Below are 12,054 nucleotides of genomic sequence, written 5' to 3' on the forward strand. Positions count from 1 at the left end.
TGGATGCGGCCTCCGAGCGATTACGCGCCGGGGCGCGCTGCCGCTGTCATGAGCCGCTCGTAGCCGTGGTGGCCCGGATCAGTTTGGGCGGTCGCTCATCGCTTCGGCACCAGGATCTGCGCGAGGGCTCCGCTCCGGAAGCGTTCCTCCTCGACGACGTGAAGCTTCAGGTGCTCTCCCAGTTCGGCGAATGGGCTGCGCCCCGCGCCGATCGCAATCGGGACCGTCGTCAGCTGGTATTCGTCGACGAGTCCCAGACGTGTCAGCGACTTGCCGAAGTCGGGGCCGCCGTGGACCAGGACCGTCCCTTCGTCGTCTCGAGCCTTGAGGTCCGCGATCTCCGCGGCCAGGTCCCCGCCGAAGATCTCGGCCGGTCCCCATTCCGCCTTCTCCAGGGTGCGGGAGAAGACAGCCTTCGGCTTCTCGTTCATCGCGGTCGCGATCGGCCCGTGGGACGCGGCCCAGTACGGGCCCATGATCTCGTAGCTGCGGCGGCCCATCGCGTGGACGCCCGCCTCCTCGAGTGCGCGGCGGTTCCACTCACCCGAGTCGTCGCCGAACCACTCGAACATCCATTCGTGGGTCCCGTCGGGGCTGGTGGCAAAACCGTCGAGGGACAGGACCATTTTGAGAACTACTTTTCTATCGCTCATGCCGGTAGAGACCTGCTTTCTCGCGTGAACTCATCGCCCATCGGTGGATCGGGGAACAACCGGACCGCTCCCGCCTCGTGTTGACACATCTAGGGACGCGGCCGGCGGCCGACGCACTGACCGCTGTGATGGATCACACGGCGGTGCGTAGTACGTACACGAAGACAGTGTTGCTGGTCGTGGCGGACGTGTTGCTCATGGTCGCGTGCTAGGTCCATACCAGCAACGGACCGCAGCGTCGGTCTCTCCGGGAGTGGTGCTTCTCGACGAGCTCGAGACACTCACGGGGCTGCCGCCTCCCATGCGACGCGGCGTCTCACGACGCTTTCGTCGGGCACCGGTCCGCGGTGTGGCGCTCCCGCCTGACAGGAACGGTGCGGCGCGGAGACCGCCGACGCTGCGCGCCACCGTATGGACGCCGGCCTCGTCGGCGGCCGTCGCTAGAGTCGCCGCCGATGGTGGTAGCGGTCGGCGAAGCGGGCGCGGGCCCCTACGGCGTGGCGTCCGGACCGGATGGCGCGCTCTGGGTCACGCTCGTCCACAGCGGCGAGATCGCGCGCGTCACTGTCGACGGGCGCGTCGACGTGTACGGGCTCGGCTCACCGGACTCGCGCCCGTCGCTGATCACGGCCGGTCGCGACGGCGCGCTGTGGTTCACGCGCGCCGGCGATGACCGGATCGGCCGGATCGCCGCGGGCGGGGAGGCGACGTCGTTCGCGCTCCCGGACGGGACTGCGCCGTTCGGCATCGTCGCAGGCCCCGACGGCGCGCTGTGGTTCACGGCGATGGGCACGGACCGGATCGGGCGCCTCGATTTCGACGGCTCGCTCGTCGAGTTTACCCTGCCCGTGGCGGCGGGTGCGATGCCGTCGATGATCACCGTCGGCCCCGACGGCGCGTTGTGGTTCACGCTCAACCGGGCGCACGCGGTGGGCCGCCTCGACCTCGAGGGCGAGGTGACGGTGCGCGCGCTGCCGACAACCGGCGCCGGCCCGGTCGGCATCGCGGCGACGCACGATGCGGTCTGGTTCACAGAGATCCTCGCTGGGCAGATCGGCCGGGTGACGCCGGACGGGTCGATCCAGGAGTTGCCGCTGCCCGACCGCGAGGCGCGCCCGCACGCGGTGATCGCCGCGCAGGCCGACGGTGTCTGGGTAAGTCTGTGGGCGAGCGCGCGGATCGCGCATGTCAGCGACGAGGGCGAGCTTGCCGAGCTCGAGCTGCCACCGTCGAGCGAGCCGCACGGGCTCGCGGTGGGCTCCGACGGCGCGCTCTGGGTCGCGCTCGAGTCGGGGTCGCTGTTCCGCTTCACCGCGTAGCCGCGGACGGCATTCCGCGCCCGAGCTGCGGCGTCCACGCGGCGCTCGCGGAGCAGGCGTTGCCCTCGCCGCAGATCTTGCGGCTGATGACCGTTCCCGGCGTCAACGTCCACACCCGCGACGGAGAAGAAGGCCGATCTGGGTCGAGATTCCCTCTGGAACTCGACGAGGGCGGGTAGTCGCGAGAACACAACCCTCAGGCGGCTTCCCCGGCACCTTCGACTCGCCAAGGCCGAGTCTCGTCCATGGCGGCCGTGATGGCGGGGCGGTCTTCGACCGGCTGGGGCCGGCGCAGACGGGCGGCTCTGCGATGTCCTGGGCCCAGAGGTCGTCGGCGCCGCGGGCAACCGGTCGACTGCCTCCTGCTCTCGCCCGCTCCGGTCGACAGGATCACGGCCGGCGGCATCTTCCGCGAGGGCGTCTTCAGCGCCGGCGAGCGCTGGCCGGTGTTTGACAGCGTGACCAGCACGAGCGAGCAGGCGTCCGAACCACGCCGCGATCTGGGCCGAGCTCGATCTGTAGCCGAGCCGGATCGGGACGACCGGCTCAGCGCGATCGGCTCGTCGAACGCTCGCGCGGCCGCCGGCGGTGGCCCACGCCCTGCGGTCCGGCTGAAAGGGTCACAGCGGAACAACGCAGTCTCACTGACGCGTCGGCGCGCTACCGCGGGCCTGCTCGGCGGACCAATTGTCCCGGGTCGTGCCGCGGCCGGGACACCCGCGGGCAGCGGCGCTCGAGCTCGGCGGTGAACGAGTGCCACGCCCTGCAGATCGCCCGCGCGCCGGTGCGCTGGCAGAGCTTGCGAGCGAGGTCGCGGTTGAGCACGTGGTAGCTGAGGTCGGCGAGCGGGCCGTGCTCGGCGTAGAGCGACCAGCGGCCGGTGTCGAAGCGCGCGATGTGCCGCCGCGCGGCGCGCAGCCCCTCGCGGGCGAGCGCGCTCGCGCGGGGATCGTGTGTCGCTACGGCGAAGTCGTGCAGTGCCGTGACCGCGTTGAGCTGGGCGTTGAGGACGCGGGCGGCGGGGGCGAACGTGTAGAGCGCGAACCAGCTTCCGTCGCGCGCCAGGCGCAGGTTGACGCCGGCCGGAGGGCGCAGCGCAAACAGGCGCACGAGGTCGTGCGCGGTCTGCAGGTAGTCGGGACGTCCGAGGAGGATCGCGGCCGTCAGGTAGGCCTCGAGCGCGGTCGCCTGCGAGAGCCCGCTGCCCCACGGCGGCCTGCCGCCGCCGAACGGGAAGAAGTACTCCCAGGTCAGCGCGCCGCCACGGTGGGACGCCAGCGGACGCATCTCGTCGAGGATCTGTGCCGCCTTCGCCGTCTTGGTGGGGACCTTCGTCTGAAGCAGCGAGGTGGCGGCGGCGAACGTGCCGTTGATGTGCAGCTGCAGCCCGAGGCCGTGGTTGTACTCCCAGACCAGCCCGCTGCCCGGGAAGCTCACACGCGCCGCCCGCGCTCGTAGTTGTCGGAGCGGCTTGCAGCGTCGCCCCTGCGCGTCCTTCTCTCCCGGCGACCCGGGCGACGGCGGCCCGTGGGCCGTCCACCACTCGACGTTGCGCTGGAGCGTGAGGAACGCCAGCGGCATGCGTTCCGCGCTGAGCGCGCCGCGCCTGGCGATGTCGCGCACGATGTGGACGGCGCCGCGCAGCTCGCGGCGACGCACGCCGCCCAGTCCGGGCAGGGCGCCGAGCGCGCTGCCGTACGTCGCGCGGTAAGAATGCGCGAGCGGCGCATCGATCGCCCCCGCCGCCAGAGCGGCGGCGAGCGCGGCGCGCACAGGGTCGCGATGAGCAGGGCGGGCGGAGGCCGAGGGAGGCCCGCACGCGACGAGCGCTACGACGAGGAAGGCGATGGAACGGACCTTCAAGCTGCGGACCTCGCTGAAGGGACACGCGTGGGCTGGGTTCCGGTCGACAGTGTGACGCGCGCGCGCGCCGCCGACGTGCTCGAGAGCGTGCGCGAGCCGTTGTGTCGCGCCTCTGCTTCTGTGTGGAAGCGGTACGCGCCCGCGCGTTTGTCTCACAGCGTGTCTGACCGCATCGCGAACGCGCTGACCGGCTTGCGCTCGACCGAGCGACAGTCGCGGTTGGACCGTCGGGGCCGGCCTTCGGTCATCGGCCCGGCGGGTCGAGTCTCGTGCATGTCGGCGGTGATGGCGAGCCGGTCGTCGGCCGGCCCGTCCTGGCGTAGATGGGCGGCTGTGCGACGTCTGCTCCTAGAGGTCGTCGGGCTCCCGTCCGCCCCCGAGCAGCGTGGATCTCACGACAGTAGTCGCCCCGGGCGACGCGCCAACGTCATCTGAGCTGCAGCGCGTGCGCGCGCAGACCCGCGAGCGCCTGGACGAGCTGCGTCCGGCGGTCATGTAGTACGAGCGCCTGCAAGCGGTGCTCGCCGCTCTCGGAGCCGTCGCACCGAGTGGCTCGCGCTCCTCACGCGCACGCACGCCGTCTGCAGCGGCGCCGTCGGACGGCGCGGCCACCCGCGGCGCCCAAGCGGCCCGGCCGCGCCGGCGCTCGAGTTCCGGCGACGCGATGCCGCCTGCAACGGCCGAGGTTGAGCGCCGGACGCGCGCGCCGCACGGGGCCAACCGCGCCGTGCTGCTCGCCGCCGTCCGCGAGCGGCCGGGCGCGAGTGCCGGAGAGCTGGCCGCTGCGGCCGGCATCGCGCGGCCCGTCATCTACGCGTTGCTGAATCGGCTGACCGCGCACGGCGAGCTCGTAGGGAGCGAGCTGCCGGGCGGCTCGAGCGGCTACGCGCTCCGGCCCGAGCCTCCCGCGCCCGGGTTGGTCCCGCGCCGACGCGGGCATGACCGGCGCCGACGCGCCGCGCTCGGACGCTGAGGCATCAGGCGCGTAGGCGGGTGGCGAGGCCGGACGGCGTGCGACACGCCGACGGCGTTGACCGTCGAGCGCCTGAGAGCCGACTCCACGCCGCGTGAACGGGCTCAATGATGTGGAGCTCGCCGGGATCTGGCCTGGGACGACGTGGGAGCGCTGGGTCCCGACGACGGCCCGGGAGCCGATGGCGTGGCCAGAGAGCCGTCACGAACGGCGGACGCGATACCGGCGGGAGACTGGCTTGCAGCGAGGGGATTCGCTGCGGTCCGTCGGGCTCCGACGCCGCGAATTCGCGTTGCGGCGGGTCGCCCGGCACCCCGAACGCCGGCCGCAGACCGCCGCGCGTCGTGCCGTCGCCGCCTAATGCGTGGCCCCTGCGGTCCGCGCCGGCTGGATGATCGTGATGGTCACCGTGCGGTGGCGGTAGCGGCTGCCCTTGGCCCACGAGGGGAGCTTGAGCGTGAGCGCACCCTTGTTGGAGGTCGACCGGACCACCGCGAGCCGTCCGCCGACGTGGACCTTGATGACGGTCGGTGCCCAACGACGCGCGGGGATGCGGATGCGCCCGCGGGCGAGCGCCCGCCGCGCGCTGGCCGCCTTGACGCGCCAGTGGGCGAGCCGCTTCGCGCTCTGGTGCGCCGCGGGGTGGCCGCCGGTCGCCTGGCCGCCGGTCTGCTGGGCGCCGCCCGCCTGGTCGACGGCCTGTTGCGGCGTTGGGGTGACGACCGTGACCACATTGGACAGCCCGGACATGTTGCCTGCGGCGTCGCGCGCCTGGACCGCGTAGACGTAGCTCTGCCCGGCGGTGACCGCCGTGTCGGCGAAGCTCGTGCGCGGCGTGCTCGCGATCCGTGTCAGCGTGGCAGCCGTCGGCCCGCGCAGGACGTCGTAGCCCGTGACGCCGACGATGTCTGCCGAGGGAGCCCATGACAGGTCGACCTCAGTCGGGCTGTTGGCCGTCGCCTGCAGCCCGGTGGCCGCGCTCGGCGGTGTGGTGTCGGCCCGGCACGCCTGGGAGCCGGAGTCCGGGAACGTGCTGCCTGCGATCGGGAGGAAGGTCCAGTCGTAGCTCGCGGGGTGCAGCACGAGCCGCAGCACGCCGAACGTCGAGTTCTGGCGCACCTCGCTCCCCGGCGCGGTGACGCCGAAGTCGTGGAAGCTCTCGCCACCGGTGCCGACGACGAACTGGCGCATCCCGTTCGTCGGATCGATCACGCCGGCGCCGTTCAGCGGCGCGAAGCGCTCATAGGTGTGAAGGTGGCCGGACAGGACGAGATCGCCGCCGCTCTCATAGAACAGGTTCCAGAGCGGCTGCATCATGCTGCCGTTGTAGCCCAGGCCGCTGCTCCAGCGCGGGTGATGCCAGGCCGCGAGCGTGCAGGAGCGCGGGTTGGCGGCGAGGTCGCTCTGTAGCCAGGTGTACTCGGGCGAGCCGGGGCCGCAGCCGCCGACGGCGATGCAGTTGGAGTTGAGCATCACGATGTGCCAGGTCCCGAGGTCGAAGGAGTAGAACGCCGCACCGCCCTGCTGTCCGGTCGCGTTGCAGTGTGCGATGGCCCCGAAGTACTGGCAGTAGCCGTCGCCGCTCGTCGCGGCCTCGCCGTCGTGGTTGCCGATGATCGGATATGTCGTTGCCTTGAAGCGGCCCCAGGTGGGGTCGTAGACGGTCTGGTAGGCGCTGAAGGCCCCTGTCTCGTATTGCTGGTCGCCAAGTGCGAGCACCGCGTCGAAGGCCTGGCCCACGATCAGGTCGCTGGTCGCCTTCTGCCGGCAGGCCGTCGCCGTGCCGTTGCCGGCGTTGAAGTTGGGATCGCTGGGATCGCAGGCGACGTCTCCGACGGCCAGGACAACCGGATCGGCGAGGGCGGCGCGCGGCAGCACCGCGATCGCGATCCCGCAGCAGGCGACCGCGAGCACGAACGTGCGGCTCCGCCGGCGGCTGTGGTGTGTGAGCGTCGACTGTCGTGTCATCTGGTCGTCCTCCGTGCGACGTGCTCGGATGGGATCGGCGGTCCTGCGGGTTCCGGCGCCGCTGGCCGCGCCTTGCCACAGGCGCCGAACCGGCGTGGGAGCGCTGCCCGGAGTCGAATCTGTGGTCACTTCAAGACTGGCGGGCGGTGGTGAACATTTGAACGAACTGTGAGTTTCGCCGAGTTGCCTGCGCGGTCGTTGAACCGCGCGACGCATACCCGGATCACACGCAGGACGTTCCGCGTTGATGACAGTGCAACAAGTAAGCGCACACACACCGCCGCTTGATGGAGGCGACCGGTCGTTGTCGCTTGATCGTAAAGCGACCAGTGACCGCTGGGGAAACCGGCGTCAGAGCGCTGACGCGCGTACGCCGATCACGGTCTCCAGGCCGCCCAGGCGGTCAAGCCCGTGCTCGCCGAGCGCGGCGGGCGCGTACGCGCACGGCCTGCAGGTGTGCGACGAGGTCCCGTACGGCCCGGACGATGCCGATCCGGGCCGCTGCGCCGCCATCGGGCGCGCACTGGCGGACAACCGGGCCGTGCTCGGCGTCATCGGCCCCTGGTCGTCCTCGTGCGCGCCACTGCTCACGGTCCTCAACCGCGCGCCGGGGCCGCCGCCGCTGATCAGCCCGTCGGCGACCTAGGTCGGCTTGACGCGCGCAGGCCCGGGCGTCCCCGCCGAGGAGCCCGCGCGGTTCCGCCCAACAGGGCGCCGCAACTTCGCCCGCGTCGTCCCGGCCGACGACGTCCAGGCGGCCGCCGGCGCTCTGTACGCGCGGGGACTGGGCGCACGGCGGCTGTACGTGGTCCACGACGAGACGGCCTACGGCCGGGGACTCGCCGCGGATGTGCGGGTCACGGCGTCGCGCGGGCGGATCGCGCTCGCCGGATTCGCCGGGCTGGCGCGCGGAGGCGCGCGGCTACGCGGCGCTCGCGCGGCGCGTGCGCGACGCGCGCGCCGGCGCCGTCTACCTGGCGGGGCTCGCGTCGAATCACGGTCCGCGGCTGCTCGCGGATCTCCGGCGAACGCTCAGCTCGCATGTGCCGATCATCCGCCCGGACGGGTTCGCTGCGCCCGGGTACCTGATCGAGGGCGCCGGCGCCGCCGCCGAGGGGTTCGTGTTCACCATCGCCACGCTGCCCAGCAACAAGCTGCCGCCCGCGGGCCACCGGTTCGCGACCGAGTTCGACCGGCGTTTCGGCGCGTTCCCCTGCTGCGTTGCGATGCAGAGCGCCCAGGCGATGTACCTCCTGCTCGACGCGATCGCCGCCTCCGACGGCTCGCGCGCGGATGTGACGCGCCACGTCCTGCGCTCAGGCATCCACACAAGTATTGCCCACTGGTCACAGTCGAGCCTCGCACGTGGGCTCGCGCCGCTGCCTCGCTCTGCCTCGACCGTGATCCGTTCGTCCTAAAGCGCCACGCGCGCCGCATCCGCATCTCGGGCGAGGCGGCGGCGCAGGTGCGCTGCGGCTCGTGCCTCAGAGCATCAGCCGGCTGCGTACGGTCGGGTTCTTCGGCGCGCGGCCGCTGATCGCATAAGGCAACAGCGGCGCGGCTGCCGGCCGCTCACCCGTGTCGTTCCGAGGGAGCAGCGAACCGCGCTCAAGGGTACTCCGGAGCACGCCGGTTTCGACGAGCGCGGCGCTCCCGATCGTCACGCTGCGGGTCCTTCAGTGCCTCTAGGGAGCCTCGATCACACCATGGTGCGAATCCTGATCGTTCGAAGCTGAGCGTCGTTGACGGCTCGTGGCGACGGGCGTAGCGTCGTGTTTGCCAACGCACCCGATGTGGAGGAGGCTCCGGAATGCCCGAGCTCGAGCGGGGCACCGTCGAAGCCAACGGACTTCAGTTCCACTACCTCACGGCGGGCAACGGCCCGTTGGCGCTCTGCCTCCACGGCTTTCCCGACTCGCCGTGGACGTACCGTCACCTGCTGCCGGAACTGGCGCGGGCCGGGTTCCGCGCGGTCGCCCCGTTCAACCGCGGCTTCGCGCCGACGGAGCTTCCGGCGGATCGCCACCACGTCCACACGAGCACGATGGTGGCCGACGCACTTGCGCTCAACGACGCGCTGGGCGGGGGCGAGGACTCGGTACTGATCGCGCACGACTGGGGCGCAGTCGCGGCATGGGGCGCGGCGGGCCAGGCTCCGGAACGATGGGGGCGGTGCGTGATCCTCAACATTCCGCCGTTTGAGATCTTCGGTGAGAACATCGTCACCTACGACCAGATCAAACGCTCGTTCTACTTCTGGTACTTCCAGCTGCAGCGCGTCATCGAGGGCTCGATCTCGGCGAACGACTTCGAGTTCATCGATCGCATCTGGGGCGACTGGTCACCGGGCTATGACGCCAGCAAGGATCTGCCGCTGGTCAAGGACTGCATCCGTGAGCCGGCGTATTTGCAGACGGCGCTCGGCTACTACTGGGGACAGTTCGACCCCACGCGCTTCGGCTCGCCCGAGTGGGCCGAGGAGCAGAAAGCGGCGTGGGGCTACAGCCTCGAGCACCCGACGCTCTACCTGCACGGCACGACCGATGGTTGCCACGGGATGAGCCACGAGCAGGTCGCACGCGTGCCCGGCTATTGCGGGCGAGGCTCGGAGTCCGAGCTGATCGAGGGCGTCGGCCACTTCATGCTCGTCGAGCGACCGGATGAGATCAACAACCGCGTCCTCGGCTTCCTGCAGCGCACCCAAAACACGCCCCGGCGGCCAATCGCGGCGACAACCTGACGACGAACCGCAGCCGAGCGGAAGCTCCAATGCCGGGGGCGACTCCTCATGCCACACGGCCCCGGGGATCGCCCGAGCATCTGCACGCACGCGCTACCGCCTTCGCGTGGTCGGAGCGGCGGCGGGAGGTGCTTGTCGCAGCGCTGCTTTCGCAGCTGGAATGTCAAGGAATCGGCGTTGTGCGCGTCGTTTCCAGCACCGGGGTGGGCGGCTGCAGCAGGTGCCAGATGCGGCGCTTGAGGCAGCGCGTGGCTTCCAGGCCGGTCTTGCCTTCGGCGCGTTTGCGGGCCAGGTAGTCCTGGGTTTCTGGGTGGCAGCGGGCGCGGGTGAGCGCGATGCGGTGGATGGCGGTGTTGAGCTGGCGGTTGCGATCTCGCCGAGCAGCTTGGCGGCGGTCAGCGGCCCGAACCCGGGCTCTGAGAGCAATAGCGGCGCGGCCTGGGCAACGAGCTCGGCGATCTCGGCTTCGAGCTCGCGAGCGGCGGCGGTCAGCTCGCGCAGCCGCCGCAGCTCGTCGCGGGCAATCCGAACCCGCGCGGTCTGCTCGGCGCGCGCCGAGCGCCGCGCGATCCGGCTCGACCACTTCTTCAAGACCAGTGCGCTGGCCGGCCGCTTAAGCTCGGACCAGGGATCGTGCAGATGCCAAAGCAGGTCTTTGTTGAGCGCGACTCGGCTGCGGATCAGCCGTTCGCGGTGATCGACCAGCAGCCGGATGTCGAGCTCCACGCCGGGCAACTGCGCTGATCGCAACGCGTCAATGCCCTCGCGCAGCGCGGCCGTGGCGACCGCCGGGGCGTCGATGCGGTCGGACTTGCCGCGATCGCGGCCGGCGCGGCGGGCGTCGCTGATGAGCTTGGTCGCCACCCGCAGCACGCGTTCGCCGCTGCCGATCAAGAACCGCTCGAAGGAACCCGACACGTGCCGGCAGTCTTGCAGCGCCCAGATCCGGTCCTCGCCGAGCGACCTGGGCCAGTCCAGCAGCGCGAGAAACCCGTCGTCGCCGACCCGGACGGTCTTGTCGCCGAGCAGTTCGCCCGTCGCCGCCGCGATCGCCGCGACGGTGTGCGACTGCTTGTGCATGTCCGCCCCGAGCACGATCCTCCGCGCTGTCCTCCTGTTCGCCTTGACCGACAGTTGGACCGCTCGGCGGACATGGCTTGCTTGAGGGCGCGGCCACGCTCCTATCAAGTCACACCGAGCCGTCCCGGACCGGCAACGAGCGACATTGCGAAAGGAAGTCAGGCCAACCGGCCGACGGCCTGAAACAGAGCGTCAGCTCGCCGCCGGCCCGGGACCATCTCCTGCACGTCGGACGTCACCGACGAGGCGAAATCAGAACAGCAAGCCTGAACGGAGCGACGAGCGTCGGGTCCGCGATGCCCGTGTCCACGTGACACAACCGTCCTAAAGCACCACGCGCACGGGGCTGTCGCGGCGCGCGAACCTCGGAATGCTGCTCGCGCGCGCGCCCGGGCGGCACGTCTTCCGGATTGGATTCGCGCGGGCCCGCGTGTGCCCGGTCATGATGTCAGGCGGGTCTGACCCGCATACGTAACCATGAGTGCGATCGCTCCGAACGGAGCGAGTCGGATTACCAATGCCCGTCCTAAGGGAGTGACGCATGAGTGACCGAGACCTTGAGCGCCGGATCGAGCTGCTCGAGGACGAACGGGCGATCCAGGCGCTAGTGCATCGCTACGCCACGCTCTGCGATCAGCGCTACGCGCCCGACCCGCTGGCCGAGCTGTTCACCGAGGACGCCGTCTGGAGCTCGGCGTCGCCCGACGGGGCGCTCGACTTTGGCACTCGACACGGTCGCGAGGCGATCCGCGAGCTGTTCCAGGAGGTGACCGCTCGGATCGCGCAGCCGACGCTGCACATGGTCTCTGCGCCGGAAATCGACGTCGCGCCCGACCGCCAGTCGGCGACCGGGCGCTGGTACTCGGTGGTGCTGCTGACGATGGAACAGGGGCCTGGGCAGGCCGCGGAGGTGCTGATGCTCGGCGCCACCTACGCGCACGAGTATCGCCGGATCGGCGGCGCCTGGCGCTTCTCGCGCGTCGCCGCGACGCTCCACTTCCACCTGCCTGTCGGTGCGGGCGTCGTCATCCCCGCGGTCAACGCGATGTCGCAGGACCGGTGATCAGAGAGGACTGGACTGAGGCTGCAGCGTTCGGGGATCGAGCGCTGTCTGCCAGGGCCGGATGCCGTTGAGCTAGGACGAAGGGGATGAATACAAGCGGCTCGTCGGAGAACTGCGCCCAACGCTCGACCGGTTTAGGCCGTCCCGGCGGCCGCGGCGAGGGTCTCTCTACGGAGCGGCGACGGCGTCGCGACCCTGGACGTGAAGGCCGATCGGGCGGCGGAGGCCGGAGCGGCGGTGGCGAGCACGGGAACCCGACGAAAGCGTGTCATCGCTCGCCGAGCCCCGACGATCAGCATCCGACCTCTGTTTCGAGCGATCGAGACCGCGTCCGTCAAGCCGGGGCTGACAACCGTGCCGCGCGCGGGTGGTCACGACCACCCCGAGGACGCCTA

General features: G+C 71.0%; 11 protein-coding genes. 6 read left to right on the top strand and 5 right to left on the bottom strand.

Annotation, left to right across the window (positions count from 1 at the left end; translation table 11 throughout):
- Positions 1-95 precede the first annotated feature (95 nt).
- Positions 96-653: a dihydrofolate reductase family protein gene (locus H958_RS0122580; RefSeq protein WP_028060312.1), complete on the bottom strand. Its 558-nt coding sequence runs from the start codon at positions 651-653 to the stop codon at positions 96-98.
- A 455-nt stretch (positions 654-1,108) separates the two neighbouring features.
- Here H958_RS0122580 and H958_RS0122590 point away from each other — a divergent pair, with 455 nt between their 5' ends.
- Complete coding sequence (locus H958_RS0122590; RefSeq protein ID WP_028060313.1) at positions 1,109-1,972, top strand: Vgb family protein; 864 nt, start codon at positions 1,109-1,111, stop codon at positions 1,970-1,972.
- 660 nt (positions 1,973-2,632) lie between these two features.
- Here H958_RS0122590 and H958_RS0122600 read toward each other — a convergent pair.
- The gene (locus tag H958_RS0122600; RefSeq protein ID WP_028060314.1) at positions 2,633-3,745 is read right to left on the bottom strand and encodes a D-glucuronyl C5-epimerase family protein; all 1,113 of its coding nucleotides are present in this window, start codon (positions 3,743-3,745) and stop codon (positions 2,633-2,635) included.
- Between the two features lie 754 nt (positions 3,746-4,499).
- Here H958_RS0122600 and H958_RS0122605 point away from each other — a divergent pair.
- Positions 4,500-4,808 (top strand): helix-turn-helix domain-containing protein, encoded by a 309-nt coding sequence (locus tag H958_RS0122605; RefSeq protein ID WP_028060315.1) that lies wholly within the window; start codon positions 4,500-4,502, stop codon positions 4,806-4,808.
- A 357-nt stretch (positions 4,809-5,165) separates the two neighbouring features.
- On the opposite strand, the gene H958_RS43905 is transcribed toward H958_RS0122605, so the two are convergent.
- Positions 5,166-6,776, bottom strand: a complete 1,611-nt coding sequence (locus H958_RS43905) for a metallophosphoesterase (protein ID WP_051324687.1) — start codon at positions 6,774-6,776, stop codon at positions 5,166-5,168.
- Positions 6,777-7,230: 454 nt separating this feature from the next.
- On the opposite strand from H958_RS43905, the gene H958_RS0122615 reads away from it, so the two are divergent.
- Together H958_RS0122615 and H958_RS0122620 are read left to right on the top strand one after the other, a co-directional pair.
- Complete coding sequence (locus tag H958_RS0122615) at positions 7,231-7,422, top strand: hypothetical protein (protein WP_028060316.1); 192 nt, start codon at positions 7,231-7,233, stop codon at positions 7,420-7,422.
- Positions 7,423-7,624: 202 nt separating this feature from the next.
- Positions 7,625-8,194 carry a type 1 periplasmic-binding domain-containing protein gene (locus H958_RS0122620; protein WP_028060317.1) on the top strand — a complete coding sequence of 190 codons (570 nt, stop codon included), beginning with the start codon at positions 7,625-7,627 and terminating at the stop codon, positions 8,192-8,194.
- 66 nt (positions 8,195-8,260) lie between these two features.
- Here the strand turns inward: H958_RS0122620 and H958_RS0122625 are convergent, their stop codons facing one another.
- Complete coding sequence (locus H958_RS0122625; protein WP_028060318.1) at positions 8,261-8,440, bottom strand: hypothetical protein; 180 nt, start codon at positions 8,438-8,440, stop codon at positions 8,261-8,263.
- 146 nt (positions 8,441-8,586) lie between these two features.
- Between H958_RS0122625 and H958_RS39615 the strand changes: the two genes are divergently transcribed.
- Positions 8,587-9,516, top strand: a complete 930-nt coding sequence (locus tag H958_RS39615; protein ID WP_051324688.1) for an alpha/beta fold hydrolase — start codon at positions 8,587-8,589, stop codon at positions 9,514-9,516.
- A 93-nt stretch (positions 9,517-9,609) separates the two neighbouring features.
- Here H958_RS39615 and H958_RS0122635 read toward each other — a convergent pair whose 3' ends face one another.
- Positions 9,610-10,596: an IS110 family transposase gene (locus H958_RS0122635; RefSeq protein ID WP_196807500.1), complete on the bottom strand. Its 987-nt coding sequence runs from the start codon at positions 10,594-10,596 to the stop codon at positions 9,610-9,612.
- 541 nt (positions 10,597-11,137) lie between these two features.
- Here H958_RS0122635 and H958_RS43910 point away from each other — a divergent pair.
- On the top strand, positions 11,138-11,659 hold the full coding sequence (locus tag H958_RS43910) for a nuclear transport factor 2 family protein (protein WP_051324689.1): 522 nt from the start codon (positions 11,138-11,140) through the stop codon (positions 11,657-11,659).
- The last annotated feature ends 395 nt before the right edge of the window (positions 11,660-12,054 follow it).

It is taken from the genome of Candidatus Solirubrobacter pratensis, assembly GCF_000425945.1.
In the GTDB taxonomy this organism is placed as follows: Bacteria; Actinomycetota; Thermoleophilia; order Solirubrobacterales; family Solirubrobacteraceae; genus Solirubrobacter; species Solirubrobacter pratensis.

Bases quoted from the DNA above. Each gene is read 5' to 3' on its own strand.
- H958_RS0122635 (WP_196807500.1), bottom strand. From the start codon at position 10,596: ATGCACAAGCAGTCGCACACCGTCGCGGCGATCGCGGCGGCGACGGGC.
- H958_RS0122590 (WP_028060313.1), top strand. From the start codon at position 1,109: ATGGTGGTAGCGGTCGGCGAAGCGGGCGCGGGCCCCTACGGCGTGGCG.
- H958_RS0122580 (WP_028060312.1), bottom strand. From the start codon at position 653: ATGAGCGATAGAAAAGTAGTTCTCAAAATGGTCCTGTCCCTCGACGGT.
- H958_RS0122620 (WP_028060317.1), top strand. From the start codon at position 7,625: ATGTGCGGGTCACGGCGTCGCGCGGGCGGATCGCGCTCGCCGGATTCG.
- H958_RS0122605 (WP_028060315.1), top strand. From the start codon at position 4,500: ATGCCGCCTGCAACGGCCGAGGTTGAGCGCCGGACGCGCGCGCCGCAC.
- H958_RS43905 (WP_051324687.1), bottom strand. From the start codon at position 6,776: ATGACACGACAGTCGACGCTCACACACCACAGCCGCCGGCGGAGCCGC.
- H958_RS43910 (WP_051324689.1), top strand. From the start codon at position 11,138: ATGAGTGACCGAGACCTTGAGCGCCGGATCGAGCTGCTCGAGGACGAA.
- H958_RS39615 (WP_051324688.1), top strand. From the start codon at position 8,587: ATGCCCGAGCTCGAGCGGGGCACCGTCGAAGCCAACGGACTTCAGTTC.